This window comes from Bifidobacterium sp. LH_389, assembly GCF_056357235.1.
Genome location: NZ_JBKEVR010000003.1, coordinates 131,642 through 149,709, shown reverse-complemented (window position 1 = coordinate 149,709; position 18,068 = coordinate 131,642). Strand labels below are relative to the sequence as shown.

Sequence of the window (18,068 nt, the reverse complement as noted above, 5' to 3'; positions counted from 1 at the left end):
TTGGGCCTTACTCCTGCTCCTGAGCGGAGGCCCAGTAGAGGATTCGCGTGCGTCCGATGGTGATGGTGTTGCCGTCGAGCAGCGTGGCGGCGGGCACCTGATGGCCCTCCACGTACGTGCCGTTCGTGGAGCCAAGGTCGCGCGCGATCACGCCCTTGTCGGTGATGTCGATTTCCAGATGCTTGCGGGAGATGCCCGGGTCGTCGATCACGATGTCGCAGTTGGAGCCGCGGCCCAGCGTGGTCTGCTGCGCGGTGAGCAGGTACTGGCGGCCGTTGATCTCCAGCACCGGGCAGTCCTTGGTTTCGCTCGGCGCGGTGACGGGCGCGGCGTTGCCCTGCACGGATTCGGAGGACAGGTGGAAGTCGCCCTTGGTCAGGCTCAGGTCCTCCTCGAAGATCACCACCACGGGGCCGATGAACGCGTAATGCTGGCTTTCCGCGTACTTGGTGAGGTTGTCGGCCAGTTCGTTGGCCATGGCCTCGCTACCCCAGGATTCGATGCGGTCGAAGTCGGGGGTGCTCAGCTTGAAGCGGTACTCGTTGGGCGCCACGGTCCGGTCGCGGCCGACGGGCATGGCCTGAGCGTCGATCTCGCGCTCGAGGGCGCTGGAGAGGTCGACGGGCTGGAGGTCCTTCGAGCCGAACTTCGCGAAGACGCCGTTGACCGTTCCTTCGACCTTCTTCTCAAAACGATCGAGAAAGCTCATGGTATTCCCTTTCTTCATACTGCCTTCAATGGTACGCGGCCCGGCGGCCCGGCGGCATTCCTCTTGTGAAACACTTGCAAGTATTCGGGGCGAAACAGGTGCGGAGCGGTGGTCTTTTCCCTGTTTTTGCCGTATCTCACCCATAATATCCCCGCGCCACGCCGGGCGAGCACCCCCTCGGTGGGGAAAGCTCACTGTTTTTACTCCGCCCGCGCCCGTTTCCGGCTGTGCCCGCCCGCACACACGCCCGTGCGCCCGCCCGTCCGTGCCAATCCGTCCGCGCCAATCCGTCCGCGCCAGTCCGTCCGCGCCAATCCGCGCGCCCGTGCCAATCCGCGTCCACGCCCGCATGCCCGTACCTGCCCGCGCCCATCCGCGCTCCCGTGTCCGTCCAATCTTTCCAATCCGCGCCCCGTTCGGCACAAACTGGAGCGTTTGACCACTATTTCGGCCCTCGGTGGCGTCATTTTCCGGTCAAAGTTTCCAATCTGCGCCGAGCGAGCCGCAGATTGGAACGATTGAACAGGCCGTGTGGAGAGTGCCGAAACTCGCTGGGACACGGGCCGTCATTCCGCCCGCTTCTCCCTGCCACATATCGCCGCCACGTATCGCCGCCAGATTTCGCACAATCGGTCCAACCTGCGCCCCTGTTTTCGCGGATTGGACCGATCATGCGATTTTTAGCCCTCAAACGGGCCGTTTTTTCGCGCAATCGGTCCAACCTGCAATTCGGAGCGCACAGGTTGGACCGATCGGACGAGACAGATCTCGGAAGAGAGCTCGCCGCTCCGTATCACTTCCGTATCGCTTCCGCATACTGAGCGACTCTGATGCCGGGCAGTCCGTGGCAAGTCCATGGCAAGTCCATGGCGCCCCGTAGCGAATGCACCGGGAACTCCGCGCAGTGAAATTGCTCGGTCCACGCACTTCATCCCGCCACACCGGGCAAATCCCGATTCTTGGCACCTCACAGAGGTCTCGCAGGCGCCGCGCCCCGCAACGATCCAAGTCCCGCAATGGCCCACAGCGCACTCCGCGAACCCAGCGCAGCGAATTCGCGCAACCTGCACGCCCCCGCGGCACACATACTGAACAAATCCGTTGTGAGCATATCCGCTGGAACATTCGCTCTGCATTGTTCCTTCCCGCCGCCCGACCCGAAGCGCTTCAGCCGGCCGGCGACGCTGTGCCCACGCTGTGCCCGCAGTGTGCCCACGCTGTCACCGGCATTGCAAACTGCTTCCCTCCGACAACGCAGCCGACAGCGCTGCAGCCGACGGCCGAGACCGGCCGCAACCCCACCGGCGCAGGCCGCATCCCACGGTGCAACATCAGAACTGCACCGGAAAACGGGCGGCGGCCCGAGCATGCTGCATGCCCGAACCGCCGCCCAAGGGGAAACAGAAGTAACGAAGTTACGTGAGGCTTATGGCTACTCCTTCCTGCCGCGGCGCGCCACGGTCATGGCGATGCCGGCAGCGACCAGTACGGCGGCCATCGCGGCAATGCCCAGCACGGAGACACCGGTTTGGGTCAGCTTGGACGGCTGCTTGGTCTGGGGGGACTGGTTCTTCTTCGCGGGCTGCTTGGACTGGTCGTCCGCAGTCTGGTCGGTCTTGCCCTGATCGCCCTTCGGCTGATCGGGCTGGCCCGGCTCAGTCGGCTCAGTCGGCTCAGTCGGCTCGGACGGCTCGGGCTGGCCCGGCTGCTGAGGCTGAGGCTGCGGCTGCGGCTGCGGCTGCGGCTCAGGCTGCACGGTGGCCTTGACCAGCGTGCCGGCGGTCTGCACCAGCGCGGCAGTGGCATTGGCAACGTCCTGCTGCGTGGCCTGCTCGTTGGCGAGCACGTCCTGAGCGGCCTTGAGGGCCTCGGCGAACGGCTTCCACGAATCGGCGGTGTAGTCCTTCTCAACCAGCTTGGAGGCCTGGTCAACGGCGGCCTTGAGGGCAGTCTTGTCCACGGCGGACGGCTGCGGCTGCGGTTCCGGCTGAGGCTCCGGAGACGGCTGGACCGTCTTCAGTGCGTTCTGCGCGGAAGCCAGTGCGGTCACGGCGGCGTCCACTTCCGTCTGGGTCGGCGCGGTTGCACCGCCCTTCTGGGCGCGGGCGAGCACGTCTTGAGCGGCCTTGAGCGCCTTTGCGAACTCGGCCCAGGTCTCCGGCGTATAGTCGGCCTGCTTGAGCGTCTTCGCACCGGCGATCACCGTGGCGAGCGCCTCGGTCCTGAGGTTGGCGACGAGCGCGCCCTGCGCCTTGATGAGCTTCGCGGCGGCGGCGTTCACCGTGGCCTGATCGGCCTTGGCATCGGCGTCGACCTTCTTGGCTTCGGCGAGCGCCTCAGCGAACGGCTTCCACGAATCGGCGGTGTAATCGGCTTCGGCCAGCTTGTCGGCGGCGGCGATGGCTGCCTTGAGCGCGGCGTGGTCGACTTCCGGTTCCGGCTTGGGCTCCGGCGTGACGGATTCGGCCTTGAGGCCGGTCCATGCGGAGACCAGCGTGGTCAGCGCTTCGGAAACCTGCTGCTGCGTGGCGTTCTGATCGGCCAACACGTCCTCGGCGGCGGCAAGAGCGTCGTTGAACGCCTTGACCGACTCGGCGGTGTACCCGTCGGTCTTCACGGCCTTCGCCGCGGCAACCACGGACTCGAGAGCGGTCTTGTCAACCGGAGTCGGCTCAGGTTCCGGAGCCGGAACCTTGACCAGCGCACCCTGGGCGGCAGACAGCGCCTTGGCGGCGGCGTTCACCGCGTCCTGAGTGGCATTCGCGTTGGCCAACACGTCCTTGGCATCCGCAAGAGCCGCAGCAAACGACTTCCACGAATCGGCCGTGTAATCAGACTTAACCAGCTTGTCGGCGGCCGCGACCACGGCCTCGAGCACGGTCTTGTCAACCGGAGTCGGCTCGGGTTCCGGAGCCGGATCCAGCGCACCCCAGGCGTCGAACAGCGCCGCCACGGCCGCGTTCACCGCGTCCTGCGTGGCGTTCTGATCGGCCAGCACGGCCTCGGCGGCAGCCAAAGCGTCGTTGAACGCCTTGACCGACTCGGCGGTGTACCCGTCAGTCTTCACGGCCTTCGCCGCGGCGACCACGGCATTGAGCGTGGTCTTGTCGGCCTTCTTCGCCACTGCCACCCACGAGATCACCGGCTTTTCGGTGCCGGCGCCCTCGTTGGTCAGCACGTACTCGACGGTGGCGGGCTCGTTCAGGGTGAAGGTGAGCGAGGCGTCCACCGGCGAGGCGGCTGCGGTCAGCGGTACGTTGCCCTTGGCGAGCTCCTTGCCGTTGGCGTTCACGGAGTGGTTCATGGTGCGGGAGGCCACGCTCGGCCAGAATTCCTTAAATCCGGCGGTGAGCGTGTAGGTGCCGGCCTCGAGCGGCAGACGGTAGATCTGCTTGGTGGTCGCCTGCCACAGGCCCGTGGCGTACTTGTCGCCCAGGGACTGCAGGCCGGCTTCGTACACGTTCGTGCCTTCGGCCACGTAGCCCCACTGGTCGGCGGAGTCGGAAGCCTGGTCGGACTTGTCGTTCTTCAGCGTCACGGCGCTCTTCACCGCAAGGTACTGCGGGGAGTCGGCGCCGTTGGTGCCGGAGTCGATGTAGTAGGTCAGGCCTTCCGGAATCACCTCGTAGTCGGCGGTCACGGCGGTGCCCGCGGCGTCACCGGTCAGGTGGATCGTCTGGTAGGCCTTGCGCTCGGCAGGAGCCTCACCCCAGGTGACCGGCACGTCCTTGCCGTCAATGCTGACGGTGGTGGGCAGCGCCCCCGTGGTGCTCACGGCACCCTGCAGGCCGAGGGTCTGGGGGACCTTGCGCACGTACACCATGGCGAGACGGGCGTTGTAGCCGGCGGTGCCGTTGGTGCCGAACTCGACGTTCGCCACGGTCTGGTCCTTCACCGTGACGGTGTGAGTGACGGCCGTGGCCTCGCCGTTGGACGTCACGTTCTGGCGCGCGCTCAGCTCGCTGCCGTCGGCGGCCGTGACCGCGGAGTACAGGTTGGTCTGCTGACCGTTGCGAGGAGCCTGCACAGTCACGATCTCGTAGCTGCCCTTGGGCAGGGTGAGGTGGTAGGTGACGGGTTGGTTGTAGTTCGCGCCAACGTAGGAGGATCCCCAGTCGCCGGCGTTGCCGGCGGCCACGATGTTCGCGTCGCTGGAGTAGCCCCAGGTCTTGCCCTCGTCCGTGCCGTTCCAGGTCTGGTCGGCCTGATCGTTGAGCAGGTCGGCGAACTGACTCTTCACGTTCGCGTACGCGGAGCCGGCGGTGGAATCGGCGGCGCCGGAGTCCACGAAGTAGACCAGATCGGTCGGTACCACGAGCACGTTCACGGTGAAGCGCTGGTAGAACTCGCCGATCTTGTCCTGGGTCAGGCCGGTCAGCGTGATCGTGCCGAACGCCTTCGGATCGGCGGCTGCCACCTTGGCGGCGGCTTCCGGATCGTCCCACTTGACGGCGTGGTTCTTGCCGTCGAAGTTCAGCGTCTCGGGCAGCTTGGCGCCTTCGCCCGTGAGGGTGACGGTGCCCAGATCCTTGACGTCCTCGCTCACGTGCACGTTGACGAGCGCGTTCTGCGCGGCGGCCAGACGGGCGGTCAGCGCGACGGCGCCCTCCGCATCCAGACCGTAGGTCTTCGCGTCGGCGAGCGCGGCTTCGGCGTCGGCGCGGACCGCGGCGAACGCAGCCCAGCCTGTCGGCTTGTAGTCGGCCTCCTGCAGGTCCTTCGCAGCGTCCACGCCGGCCTTGAGTGCCGTCACGTCTACCTTGGAGGAGTCCGCGTTGGCGGTGATCACGCTCACGGTGTCGATGTTGAACTGGTCGGCCGTGGCGGTTTCGATGCGCACGACGTGCTTGCCGTTCTTCAGGCCGCGCAGGGTGAACGAGGTCGGGTTGAGGTCGCTGGTCCACAGCGTGGGGGCGTTCGCGGCCACCTGCTGGCCATCCACGAACACGTTGAGCTTGGCCTTGCCGCCGGGGTTGTTGCCGTTGAGGTCAAGACCGGTGCCGGTGAACTCGTACTCCACGGCAGCGCCTTGACCGGTGCTGTTGGAGATGGTGCGCAGGTAGACGAACATGCCTTGGGCGTTGAAGTGGTTCCACTTGTCGTTGAACTTGAGGACCGGGGTGTCCACGTTGTCCCAGCTGGTCTGGTGCATGTCGTCGATCAGCGCCGTCGCGTACGGGGTGTAGCCGGGCACGGTGGTGACGGACAGGTCGTCGAACTGCACGTAGTTGTAGCTGGAGCCGAGCTGGATGCGGCCTGCGGCCTGCGCGGACGTGTCGGTGTAGGAGTAGACCTCCACGCCGTTGACGAGCACGGTGTACACGTTGCCGGCGGCCTTGACCGCGATGGTGTTCCACTGGCCTGCGCCGGCCTTCCAGTTGACGCCCGGAATGTCGTTCAGGCTGCCTTGGGCGATCACCCAGTTCAGGCGCTGGAACGACCAGGTGCCGTCCGGACGGACCTTGACCTCTCCGGAGGACAGATCGGTGCCTTGCGCGTTGCCGCCCTGCTGGCGCACGCCGATGCTGGCGTACTGGCCGGCGGCGTCCTGCTCGAAGCGGACCTTGACGGAGGCGGTGTAGTTCATCCAGCGGTTGTCGCCGATGGTGGTGCGCGGATCGCTGTCAACCCATGCGCCGCCCTTCTGGGTCGGCCCCACCTGCTGGCGCACCACGTGAGCGCCGTCGGACTGCTTGACGACCTCGAACGCGCCGTTGGTGTCGGTGGTGTAGCGCGGGGTCGCGCCCGTGTCGCCGCCGCGGGACTCGAGGTAGCCCTCGCCGGAGTCGACCAGTTTGCCGCTCTTCGGGTCAAGGGCGAGCACGTTGCCGTAGCCCTTGTACTCGAAGTCGTCGGCGTAGAGGTACTCGTCGTCGGTCACGCCCTGCTTGGCGCCGGTGGCGTCGGTGTCGAGCACGTCGCGCCCGCCGTTCTCGGCGGTGTACTCGGGCGAGGCCTTGGCCTTGCTCAGCGAGTCGCCCACCTTGCCGGAGTCGAGCGTGGTGGCGGTGAGGATGGACCACGGCTTGACGGTCACCGTGTAGGTGCCGTCCGCGTTGGGCTGGAGCTCCTCGCGCAGCTTGAGGTAGTTGGCCGCGTAGGATTCGCCCTGTCCCTTGTCCGCGGAGCGGGTCTCCCACAGCTCCATGGTCCGGTCCTGACCCAGGTCGAGATCCTCGGCCTTGATGTTGTAGGTCTTGGTGTACTTGCTGTCGTTGACGACGACGGTGGAGAAGTCCTTCTTGTCCGGGGCCGCCAGCGTGGTGTACGAATTGGCTCCGCCGCGGGACGCGTTGGCGCCGGTGCCCTTGCCCGGCGGGTTGCCGTCGGTCAGGTCGCTGCCGGAGGCCTGCGGGATGCCGCGCCAGATGCCGTTGGCGCTCGGGTTGGTCGGATCGGTCTCCCAGCCGGTCTTGGCGAACTCGGTGAAGTGCTGCAGCACGGCCACGCCGCCGTCGTAGTAGATCCAGCCGCTCCACGGGTCGCGTGCGTTCACGACCTCCTTGGAGGAGTACTGGAACCCTTCGTAGAAGGAACCGATGGCGGGCTGCCAGATGCTCAGCGTACGGCGGGAGTGGTTGAAGCCGGTGCTGATCCAGTTGGCCATCTCCAGGGCGCTGTAGATGCCGCCGAAGTCCGTGCCGTCGCCGGCGGTGGGCTCTCCGGAGTCGGAGTTCATGGTGTTGTTCGGGCGGTCGGCGGAGGCGGAGAACGTGGACTGCGCCTCGGAGTTCCATACTTCCTTGTCCGCCTCGTCGGCGAGCCGCTTGAACGTGTTGCGGTTGTCGTCGCCGGTGCTGTAGTGATAGCCGACGATGTCCACGTCCTTCATGAGCTGCGGGTCGGAGTACAGCCACTGCTGGCTGTTCCACAGGTAGGCCTCGTCGCCCAGAATGATGCGGATCCTGTGGAAGGCCTGCTTTTCGGCGTCGTCCTTCCACGCCGGAACGGGGTTGCCGTCCAGGTCCTTGGTGGTGGCCGCGTCGATGAAGCCGACGTCGTCCTTCTGCACGCGATCGGCGAAGTCCTTGACCCAGTCGGCGATTTCGTCGTAGTTCTTGTACCGCTCGTTCACGGCCGGGTTGACCACGTCCACCATGTAGCCGTATTCGCGGTAGACGGCCAGGATGGTGTTCTTGTACCACTTGTAGATGTTGTCCTGGCTGGTCTTGTCGCCGGCTTCGTTGTCGCCCACCCAGGCCGGGGAGCTCCAGCGCAGCAGGCTGACGTTGACGTTCGGGTTGACTTTCTTGGCGTCGGCGGCCAGCTGGAAGCCGGGCTCGCGGGCGACGTCCGGGTACTCATTGCGGTCACGCATGGTGGCGACGTTCGGACCGGTGGAGTTATTGCGGTCGTTGCCCATCTCCACCTTGACGGCGTTCATGATCGGGTGTTCGCCGCCGAACAGGAGCTGGATGAGCTCCCAGTACTTGTCCGGGTGCTGGGCCTTGTAGTCCATGAGCAGCGAGCTGGTCGCGTTGCCGCTCAGTGCACCGAATCCCTTGTAGGTCAGGCCGTTGCGGTTCTTGGCAGCGGCTTCCACGTCAGAGCCCTTGACCGTGACGTTCACCGGATCGGTGGGCGCCGCCACTGCCGCGGTGCCCGCGGTAACGAACGGGGTGAACATGGCCACCGCCGCCAACGCCATCGTGAGCTTCTGGGGAAGCCTGCGGCCGCCGCCGGTTTGCCCTTGTGCTTGTGTCATATCTTCCTGCTTCTCTTGTAGGAATCTGCGTCTTCGTTGCCGGCGACGTCACCGTCGTCGTGCCCTCGTCGGCATTGCGCCCGTAGAGTCTGCCCTCATTTCTCAAAACGTTTAATCCTTGGGACGCTCAGGATTTCCGCCATATTCTCCTGTCTTTTTGCCATCAGACCTTCGTCGGCCCTCCAGCGAATTCACATTTTAAACGTTTATAGACAAAAACGCAAATCCGCTCACATACGATCGGTTTTGATCACCCCGTCACTCCACGGCCGGCGCGGACTCGCGGCACACGACCCGATGCGCCACCGTCACCGATGCCGGAGCGGCCCTCCGCCCGTCCTGAATCTGCCCGACCAGCGAATCCACGGCCTGCTCCGCGACTTCGCGCAGGCCCACGTCCACCGACGCGACCGAGGGAATGTTGACCCTGTCCTGCTGCACGTTGTCGAAGCCGATCACGCGCACGTCCTGCGGCACCCGAAGCCCGTAATTGCTCAGCCGCCGGATCACGCCGAACGCCATCACATCGTTGCCAGTCACAATGCCGTCGAACCCCAACCGCGCACCGACCAGACCGCTCACGGCATTGGCACCGTCGTCCATGTCCCATATGAATGCGCTGCGCACCAGACGGTCATCGAACGCGATGCCCGCCTCGCGCAACGCCCACCGATACCCTTCCAAACGCTGCTGACCCACCATCTGATCGGCATCGGGCACGCGGGGTTCCGCGCCGATGAACGCGATGCGCCGGCATCCGGAACGCACCAAGTGCATCGTCGCATCGAACGCGGCGCGCACGTTGTCCGCCGAGAATGCGGGGCAGACCGGGGCGAACGGATGGGTGCCCACCATCACCAGCGGGTAATCGCCGTCAAGCAGCGTGACGTCCGAGCGCTTGAGCGTCGTCGGGGTTACGATCAGCCCGTCGGACATGCCGCTGCGCACGGCCTCCGCGCCTCCCGAGCGGCCCCTATGAAAGCCCGCAGACTCGACCATCACCCGGTAGCCATTGCGGTAGGCGGCGGCGATCACCCGCTCGGCGAACTCGGCGTAGTACGGCTGCTCCAAACTCGCCACCGTCAGGGTCAGCATGCCGGTGCGCCCGGTCTTGAGCGTGCGGGCGCTGGAATTGGCCACGTAGCCGAGCTTGTCGATCGCAGCCTGCACGCGCGCACGCGTGGAATCCTTCACGTACGGCCGGCCGCTCAGGTAATACGACACGGTGGCGATGGAAACGCCGGCCTCGCGGGCCACATCGTGCAGCGTGACCCTGCCGCTTCTGCGCTGTGCTGCCACGCCGCCTACTTCGCCACGTTGGGCTGGCGGCCGATGGACCGCTCCACCGCGTTGGCCTGCCCGCACACGGCAAGCCAGTTGGCCAGCAGACGGTAGCCGTCCTGCGTCATCACGGATTCGGGGTGGAACTGCACGGCGTACATGGGCTTGCCCTTCACGCGCAGGCCCTGCACTATGTGGTCGCCCTGCGTCCACGCGGTCAGCTCGAGCGTGTCCGGAATGGAATCCGGTTCCACTGCGAGCGAATGGTAGCGGGTGGCGGTCATCGGGTTGGCCACGCCGGCGAAGATCTCGTCGTCCACGTGTTCCACGGGGCTGGTCTTGCCGTGCATGATGGTGGGCGCGTGGCTCACCGTGGCGCCGTACACCTCCGCGAGCGCCTGCATGCCCAGGCACACGCCGAACATGGGCGTGCCCGTCTTGGCACACAGGCGGATCATGTCCTCGCTCGCGCCGGATTCAGCCGGGGCGCCGGGCCCGGGGCTGATGAGCACGCCGTCGTAACCGTCGATCACGCCGGGCCGGCCGGGGTCGATCGCGTCGTTGCGCACCACGTCCACGGTGGCGCCGAGGGTCTTCAGGTACCCGACGATCGTGTAGACGAACGAATCGTAGTTGTCGATGACGAGGATGCGCGCGGAATCAGTCATATGGCCACCTTAGCCGCGTTGGGGGACGCGCCCTGTCCGTCCCGCCCGCTTCTCGGACGGGCGACGGACGGACGCAGCCTCTACTCCACGGACACGTACGCGCTCATGAGCTGGAACATGGGCACGTTGGTCGCCAGCCATGGGAACACCCACTGGAATAGCGCCACGGCCCCCGCAAAGGCGAGGATGGCCACCAGCGCCACCTGGATCACGGCCGGTCCGGGCTGACGCCGCAGCAGCCACCCGTACAGGCTGGCGTCCGGGCGGGGCTGTTCGCCGTCACGGATGCGGCGCAGCGCCGGGTAGCGCCAGGCCACCAGCGCGGCCAGATAGATCACCACGTAGGCGACCATGACCCACGCGAGCACGTCGGTGAGCGAGCCGACCCGGGCGAACACGGACGGCGTCTCCTGCACGGCGAACTTCACCTGCCCGGACGAGTCGGTGGTGGCCAGTTCCTTCGGCACCCCGTCGGACACCTTGGCCCAGTATTCGAGTTCGCCCCAGCTGATCCACCGATGCGTGGCCGGCGTGGGGCTGTAGCGCGGCTCGCACGTGGTGAGCGTGATGTAGCGGTGGGTGGGCGTGGCCCCCACGTTGAACGGATCGGGCGAGACCACGTTCACGTCCTCCGGCACGGTGATCTTGTACTTGGTGTAGCGGTAGACGTACCAGTAGTCCTGCGTGCGGATGATGATCGGGTCGCCCTCCTGCAGCTGGTCCACGTATGCCAGCGGCTCGCCGTAGCCGCCGCGATGGCCGGCGATGGCGAAGTTGCCCACCTGTCCGGGCATCTGCGAGGTGGGGTAGTGGCCGAGGCCGTGCTTGGCGAGTTCCTCGGCGCCGATGCCTTCCACGATGTTGCGCTGCCAGTTCAAGCCGAAGCGCGGAATATACAGCTGCGCCATGAGGTCACCCTGCACCACGACGTTGGGCTGCAGCGGCGGATCGCCCTGCTGGGGCTGCGCCACCTTGGTTTCGCTGCCCGCGGCCGCCGGATCGGACCAGGAGACCGTCTCGCGCGTCTGGATCTGCGTGCGTTCGGCCACCACGCCGGTCCACCACAGCTGCCACGCGATGTACAGCGCGCAGACCGCTGCCAGCGTGAGCAGGATCTCGCCCACCACACCCAGGATGGAAAAGCCCACGCTCCGTTTGCGGGTGGGCAGAACGCCATGCCGTGCCATTACCGATTCGCTCCCGTCTCGCCGTTGCCGGCGTCGTTGGATTCCGCGGTTGCGGCCGGGCCCGGCGTAGCGGACGGCGGGACCGTCGCATACTTGAGCTGCTGCAACTGCGAAGAGGTTTTGGGGAAATCAAGTTGCTTGACGGTCTGCACCTTCCAGCCCAGACCGTAGACGCGCACGTAGTCCTTGTAGATGCGAATAGCCTCGGAGTCGTCGAGCGCCTTGAGCATGGCTGCAGAGGGGCCGATCGCAGAGACGGTGTACGGCGGCGCGTATTTCTTGTCCTCGAGTAGCAGGGTGTTGCCCACACAGCGCACGGCGGTGCTGGCCAATACGCGCTGATCCATGATCATCATGGCTTCCGCGCCCCCGTTCCACAGGGCGTTCACCACGGCTTCGATGTCCTGCTGATGGATCACGTAGGCGTCCACGTTCTTCGGATCGTTCGCCGCCTGCTCCCTCAAGGGCGAGTCGTCGAGGGTGACGGTGATGCCGGGGCCCGTGACGGCCTTGAGCATGGCACCTGCACCGGCGTCGTCGAGCGAGGAGGAGGACGAGGAGGACGTGGACCCGGACGGCGTGGAATCGTCCGTGGAGATGAGGCCCTGCAACGTATCGATCTGGCTGCTCAGGTCGTTGACCTCGGCGCTGAGCTGCTGCATGCGGTTCGTCTGCTCCTCCACGAGGCCCGCCGTATCGGAAGTGTCGTAGGTGGTGCGATTGGCGCGGACGTTAACCACGAGCAGGTAGCCGGTCATGGCGAGGATGAGCACCACGGCCACGGACGTGAGCCACGAATGCCTCACGCCGTGCCGCCCGGTCTTCCTGCGTGCCATCATGCCCCCGTATTGCCGTGTTCCGCCTGTTCGAGTCTAACCACTACTATGACTACTAGCCTACTGAAGGAGACAAGCACATGGCAGAGCAAGAACTGCGCGCAACTGACGCGGAGGCGCAGAAAGACTGGCAAAAGGACGCTTCCGATGAAGCCAAGGGCGAAAATGCGACGTCCGCGCAGAGCGATGCCGTGACGGAATCCAAGGGCAACGCCGCGAAGGATGACGAGTACGGCGTCTCCATGGACAAGGTCGAGGCGATCCTCAACGCCACGGCGGACAAGAAGACCCTGAACCCGCAGATGCAGCGCATGATGCAGCGTCAGGCGGAGAACACCAAGCGCGTGGAGGAGTCCATCAAGGGCACCAAGGCGAACCCGGGCTGGTTCGTGCCGCTGTTCTGCACGCTCATGATCATCGGTCTGATCTGGGCCGTGACCTACTACCTGACCACCAACTACCCGATTCCCGGCATCGGCGCCTGGAATCTGGCCATCGCGTTCGCGATCCTCATGGTCGGCTTCCTCATGACCATGTGGTGGCGCTGAGTCGCCATCCGGCCATCCGGACCGATCGCTTCGCCCGTCGCACGGCACCATGCCCGCGGCGGGCGTTGTCATATCCGGAGCCGACGGCGCCGGTTGCGGAAAGTCAGAGACGTTCGCGATTCGCCGGTGACAATGTGCCCACGCCGTGCCCACGCTGTACCCACGCTGTCACCGGCGAATCGTGCACGCCGTCATGAATCCGCGGGCCGCCAATGTCACGGAAGACGCCGAAAACGCAGAAATCACTAGATTTGGGCGGCGGACAACGTAGATCGCCCTAGATATGCGCATTGTCCCCATGTGGATAACTGTGCACAACATGGTGCGCCACGCTGTCAGGCCGCCAGAAATCCACAAGTTATCCACCGCATTTACCCCAGTTTCCCACCGTTTTACCGCCCATATCCACGCCTTATCCCCCAGTTATCCACAGACTTTCCCACATTCTGTGGATAATCACACGCGTGTAGTTTGGCCTGTATCGGCCCGCCTGCCAAACCGCCCGCGTCCGCCCGTCAGACCCATCCGCCCAGCGAAAGCGCCGCCAGCGGATTGCGCAGATCGCACGCCAGCACGATCGCCGCCACCGCCACGAAGACCGCCGCCCCGTAGATCGCCATGCGCACCCCGATCGACCGGCTCCTCAACGCCTTCGGGCCGTACATGAGCAGCAGCGCCAGCACGCCGCCGGTCACGAATCCGCCCGCATGCGCCTGCCAGGCGATGTTCGGCATCACAACCGGCATGGCGAAGCAGATCGCCATCCACACCAGCATCGAGCGGATGTCCGCCCCCGCACGCCGGTATGCCGCCAGCATCGCCGCGAACAGCCCGAACAGCGCACCGGATGCCCCGTACGACGCGGTCAGCCACCCCGAGCCGGACGGCGTCAGCGCGGCCACGACCATCAGCCCCATGCCTCCGCCCACGCCGGAGATGAGGTACAGCGCCAGGAACGGCCAGTGCCCCAGCAGCCGTTCCAGCAGCGGGCCGACCATCCACAGGGTGAGCATGTTGAACAAAATGTGCAACACGCCCGGCTCGTGCAGGAACATCGAGGTGAGGAACGTCCACGGGCGGCCCACGGAGGTCAGCGGGCTGAACATCCCCACGGACAGCATGGCGTTCAGGGCGTTCGGCGCAAGGAAGTGCAGCACGATCTCCACGGCCCACACCGCAGTGCACAGCGCGATGATCGCCTTGGTGACGACGGGGCCGCCGGAACGCCATTCGTAGGCGAGAGTACGACGGCTGAACGGTTGGAAACTCATACGATCACTGTAGCCGAAACGACACCGCCGGGACACGTTGTACGGCACGCCCCGCATCCGACACGCAACCGCCACAAACCACCTCCTATGATGGTGCTTAGCGTTGGCTTGAACGGACAGGCCATCGGGACATGTGAACATGTGAGAAAGGAGCCGTCATGGAGAACAAGTCCTCGAACGGTTGGAAGTTCTTTGCATTGCTCTTCGGCGCCCTGCTGGCCGCCATCGGAGCCCTGTACATCTACAAGCAGCAGAACCCGGACTACGATCCGTGGGAGGAGCCGTGGGAGAACAGCTCCTCGCCGGTCGACCTCGGCTTGGCCAAGGACGACGACAAGGATGAGGATGCCGACGCCGCGGACAAGCCCGCCGGCGAAGAGGCCTGATTCCGCCCGGCCCTTCCACCCCGCAATCGGCATTCGATTCCGATGGCCGAAAAGCCCCGCAGACGCGTGTGCGCCTCGGGGCTTTCGCATGCCACTTCGTACGCCGGGATTTGCGACCGCCGGATTTCCGCAGGTCGCGCAACTGGCGGCATGCGCTTACATCGTCGTGACATGCGCCCATACAATGAGAGGGGTCAACTGAAGTACAACGATTGACAAACGGGGAGAGAGCACAGTGCAAGTCTTTGAACTGATTCTATGCATTCTGGCGGCCGTCATCGTCTCCTCGTTCGTCAGCCGCTTCATTCCCCGCGTCTCCACGCCGCTCGTGCAGATCGCGCTGGGCCTCGCGGCCGCCTACCTGCCGTTCTTCCCGAACGTCGCGCTCGACCCGGAACTCTTCATGGTGCTGTTCATCGCCCCATTGCTCTACGAGGAGGCGCACAGCATCGACAAATCGGCCCTGCTCAAGCACATGAAACTCTCGCTGTCCCTGGCCATCGGGCTCGCGGCGGCCACCATGGCTGCGGTCGGCTTCGCGCTGCAGGCCGCATGGCCCGTCATCCCGCTGGCGGCCGCCCTGGCACTAGGCGCGGCGCTCGGCCCCACCGACGCCGTAGCCGTCAGCTCCCTGGGCCGCGAAGCCTCGCTGAGCATGCGCCAGACCGCCGTGCTCAAGGGCGAATCGCTGTTCAACGACGCCACCGGCATCGTGGGCTTCCAGTTCGCCATCGCTGCGGCCACCACCGGCACGTTCAAGCTTGGCGAGGCGCTGGGCGACTTCGTCGTCTCGTTCATCGGCGGCAGCGTGCTCGGCATCCTCATCGGCATCGTCACCAACTGGCTGTTCGAATCCATGCGGCGCCTTGGCTGGGAGAACACCACCACGCGCATCCTCATGGAGATGTTCCTGCCGTTCCTGCTATACATGAGCGCGGAGATGGTCCACGTCTCCGGCATTCTGTGCGTGGTGGCGTGCGGGCTCATCAGCCGCTTCGACCGTACCGGCGTGGGGCCCAACGTGGCGCGCGCGAACATCGTATCCACCAGCGTGTGGTCGGTCATCGCCTTCAGCCTCAACGGCACCGTGTTCATTCTGCTCGGCATGCAGCTGCCCCGGGCCATGTACACCTCCTGGCAGGATCCGACCATCAGCAACTGGACGCTCATCGGGCTCATCCTGCTCGTCTCCCTCGTGGTGGTGGGCATGCGCTTCGCATGGGTGGTGGGCATGCTGTGCCTTGCCAAGGACACCGAAACCGGCAAGCGCCGTCCCATCACCCGCGAGCGCCTGCGCAGTGCGGCCGTCATGACCCTGGGCGGTCCCAAGGGCACCATCACCCTGTCGCTGATGTTCACCATCCCCTACTGGATCGAGTACGGGGACGAATTCCCCATGCGCAGCGACCTCATCTTCATCGCATCCGGCGTGATCATCCTCACGCTGCTGCTCGCCAACTTCGGCCTGCCGCTGCTCGCCCCGAACCGGCACAAGGACTATTCGGCCGAGCACAACAAGATCACCATCGAAGTGCTGCGCCGCACCATCGAGGAGCTCGGCGAGAAGACCACGCCGGAGAACCGTCGAGCAGTCAACATGGTGGTTACCTCCTACACGCAGCGCATCACCCGCCTCCAGCAGCGGCTCGGCGGGCCGGATTCGCAGGACATCGACCGATTGCAGGCGCAGGCGCTCAAATGGGAACACGATTACATTGACATGCAGCGCAAGCGCATCCGCGCCCACGAGCCGGCTCCGGACGGCGGCGAGGAGATTGCCGAGGAGGCGTGCGACCAGCTGCTCGAACGCATCTCGCAGGCGCTGGAGCATCTGGGCAGCATCGATGAGCACGAAAGCCGTGCGCACGTGGCATGGCGGCACGTCCACCGCCGGTTCAGCTCAGCCACCCGCCGTGCGCACAGTCTTGCCAAACGCGTGGAGAACCGTCTGCGCAGCACCGCGCCGCTCATCAGCGACGACGAACTGTTCGCCCACACCCGTCGCCTGCAGGTGGCCGCGATCGACTACACCATCAACAAGCTGTACGGCGAACTCGGCTCCGGCCGCTTCAAGACGGAGAACGTGAGCGCCATGATCCTCGACTACCAGCGAGCCAAGGCCGCATTGCAGGCCCGGCCGAACGTGGGCTACAGCGCCCGCGCGCAGAATCAGGCCGAGGAGATCAAGAAGGAAAGCTACGCCATCGAGCTGCGCATCATTCAGGACATGGCCGACGAAGGCGAGATCTCCCGCGCCGAGGCAAGGAACCTCAGACGCAACGTGTACGTGATGCAAGTGGATGCGGATTCCGGGCTGTAGGCCCTCTCATCCGTATCCACCTGCATCCGTCGCGGCCGTAGTGGCCGCTCCCCTCGCCTACGGAAAGCCCACCGGGCTTCCCGCTTCACGGCTCAGCAGGTCAATGCGGATTCCGGGCTGTAGTGTACGTTTTCGTACGCGACCGTACAATTCACGCCATCTGGCACGGCCACGTGTACGTTTCCGTATGCGGACGTACAATTTACGCCATCTGGCCGGCCCATCTGTACGTTTTCATATCAACCCAGCCCGCATCGTCAACGGCACCGCCGGCCCCGGCTACATCACCCCGGAGGCGATGGCATTGGTGATGAGCCACTCGCGCACGTCGTTGAACTCGTCCAGGCTCACCGCGTGATCGAGCCCGCGGTAGCTCTTGGTGTTGAGCCACGTATGCTCCTCGAGCCACGCCGCGCACGCATACAGCTCGTACTTGGGCACCACGGACTCGTTCTTGCCGTAGCAGTAGTACACGGGCCGATCCAGATCGGTGAGCCGGTCGTCCGCTGGCGCAGTGCCGGGTACGCGGCCGGGGGCCAAGTAGCCGGAGAACGAAACCGCCGCCCGGTATCGCTCCGGGTTGAGGCGCAGCAGGTGCACGGCGATCGTACCGCCCTGGGAGAAGCCGATCGGCACCACGTCCCGCTCGGCCGGCACGTGGGAGGCCACCCAGTCGTCCACGGCCTTCGCAGCCGCGTACACGTCGTAGTCCATGTCGTCCCCGCTTACGACGGCATCATGGAACCACGCGTAGGCGCCGGGAATGTACGTGCCGCGAGGCTCCTCAAGCGTGTACGGTCCGCGCGGGGCAACGTAGTCGTTGAAGGGAGCGATCATCTGCACCAGATCCTCGGCGTCCTCCTCGTTGGCGCCCCAGCCGTGCAGGCTCAGGATCAGCGGACGATTGGGCGCAGCGGAGGCATCCCCGCGAGACATGAGCACGTGCTCGTCCGCTATGGAGAACGGCTCGCCGAACCGCCCCGGCACCGCTGCAGACTCACGGCCGATCAGACCCTCAACTTCGTTGTTCTCCTCACTCATACCAATCCACTATATTCAACGACGGGCGGCGCGCACTCCGCCGTCCGCACAGGGAACTATGACCTTCGTCACACCTCCGCCCGGCACAGCCCGGCACAGCCCGCCGCGGTCTCCGC

The 18,068-nt window shown here is 65.4% G+C and carries 11 protein-coding genes; 3 read left to right on the top strand and 8 right to left on the bottom strand.

Annotated features, from left to right (window positions below):
- Window positions 1–7: 7 nt before the first annotated feature.
- The 6 genes from AC1AZA_RS04755 to AC1AZA_RS04730 form a co-directional block, all read right to left on the bottom strand.
- A complete protein-coding gene (locus AC1AZA_RS04755) occupies window positions 8–709 on the bottom strand; it encodes an FhaA domain-containing protein (RefSeq protein ID WP_476513602.1) in 702 nt (233 codons plus the stop codon).
- A gap of 1,432 nt (window positions 710–2,141) precedes the next feature.
- The gene (locus AC1AZA_RS04750) at window positions 2,142–8,414 is read right to left on the bottom strand and encodes a 3-keto-alpha-glucoside-1,2-lyase-like domain-containing protein (protein ID WP_476513601.1); all 6,273 of its coding nucleotides are present in this window, start codon (window positions 8,412–8,414) and stop codon (window positions 2,142–2,144) included.
- Window positions 8,415–8,672: 258 nt separating this feature from the next.
- Window positions 8,673–9,713 (bottom strand): LacI family DNA-binding transcriptional regulator, encoded by a 1,041-nt coding sequence (locus AC1AZA_RS04745; protein ID WP_476513600.1) that lies wholly within the window; start codon window positions 9,711–9,713, stop codon window positions 8,673–8,675.
- Window positions 9,714–9,718: 5 nt separating this feature from the next.
- Window positions 9,719–10,363, bottom strand: a complete 645-nt coding sequence (locus AC1AZA_RS04740) for an anthranilate synthase component II (protein WP_476513599.1) — start codon at window positions 10,361–10,363, stop codon at window positions 9,719–9,721.
- A gap of 80 nt (window positions 10,364–10,443) precedes the next feature.
- Entirely contained in the window at window positions 10,444–11,511 is a 1,068-nt protein-coding gene (locus AC1AZA_RS04735) for a class E sortase (RefSeq protein WP_476513598.1), read from the bottom strand.
- Window positions 11,512–11,549: 38 nt separating this feature from the next.
- The gene (locus AC1AZA_RS04730) at window positions 11,550–12,389 is read right to left on the bottom strand and encodes a DUF881 domain-containing protein (RefSeq protein WP_476513597.1); all 840 of its coding nucleotides are present in this window, start codon (window positions 12,387–12,389) and stop codon (window positions 11,550–11,552) included.
- A gap of 77 nt (window positions 12,390–12,466) precedes the next feature.
- Between AC1AZA_RS04730 and crgA the strand changes: the two genes are divergently transcribed.
- The gene (crgA, locus tag AC1AZA_RS04725) at window positions 12,467–12,934 is read left to right on the top strand and encodes a cell division protein CrgA (RefSeq protein ID WP_476513596.1); all 468 of its coding nucleotides are present in this window, start codon (window positions 12,467–12,469) and stop codon (window positions 12,932–12,934) included.
- A gap of 515 nt (window positions 12,935–13,449) precedes the next feature.
- On the opposite strand, the gene AC1AZA_RS04720 is transcribed toward crgA, so the two are convergent.
- Window positions 13,450–14,205: a rhomboid family intramembrane serine protease gene (locus AC1AZA_RS04720; RefSeq protein ID WP_476513595.1), complete on the bottom strand. Its 756-nt coding sequence runs from the start codon at window positions 14,203–14,205 to the stop codon at window positions 13,450–13,452.
- A 158-nt stretch (window positions 14,206–14,363) separates the two neighbouring features.
- On the opposite strand from AC1AZA_RS04720, the gene AC1AZA_RS04715 reads away from it, so the two are divergent.
- Together AC1AZA_RS04715 and AC1AZA_RS04710 are read left to right on the top strand one after the other, a co-directional pair.
- Window positions 14,364–14,591, top strand: coding sequence for a hypothetical protein (locus AC1AZA_RS04715; RefSeq protein ID WP_476513594.1), 228 nt, complete (start codon window positions 14,364–14,366; stop codon window positions 14,589–14,591).
- Between the two features lie 235 nt (window positions 14,592–14,826).
- Window positions 14,827–16,911, top strand: a complete 2,085-nt coding sequence (locus AC1AZA_RS04710; protein WP_476513593.1) for a cation:proton antiporter — start codon at window positions 14,827–14,829, stop codon at window positions 16,909–16,911.
- A 279-nt stretch (window positions 16,912–17,190) separates the two neighbouring features.
- Here AC1AZA_RS04710 and AC1AZA_RS04705 read toward each other — a convergent pair whose 3' ends face one another.
- Window positions 17,191–17,952, bottom strand: a complete 762-nt coding sequence (locus AC1AZA_RS04705) for an alpha/beta hydrolase (protein ID WP_476513592.1) — start codon at window positions 17,950–17,952, stop codon at window positions 17,191–17,193.
- Window positions 17,953–18,068: the final 116 nt, after the last annotated feature.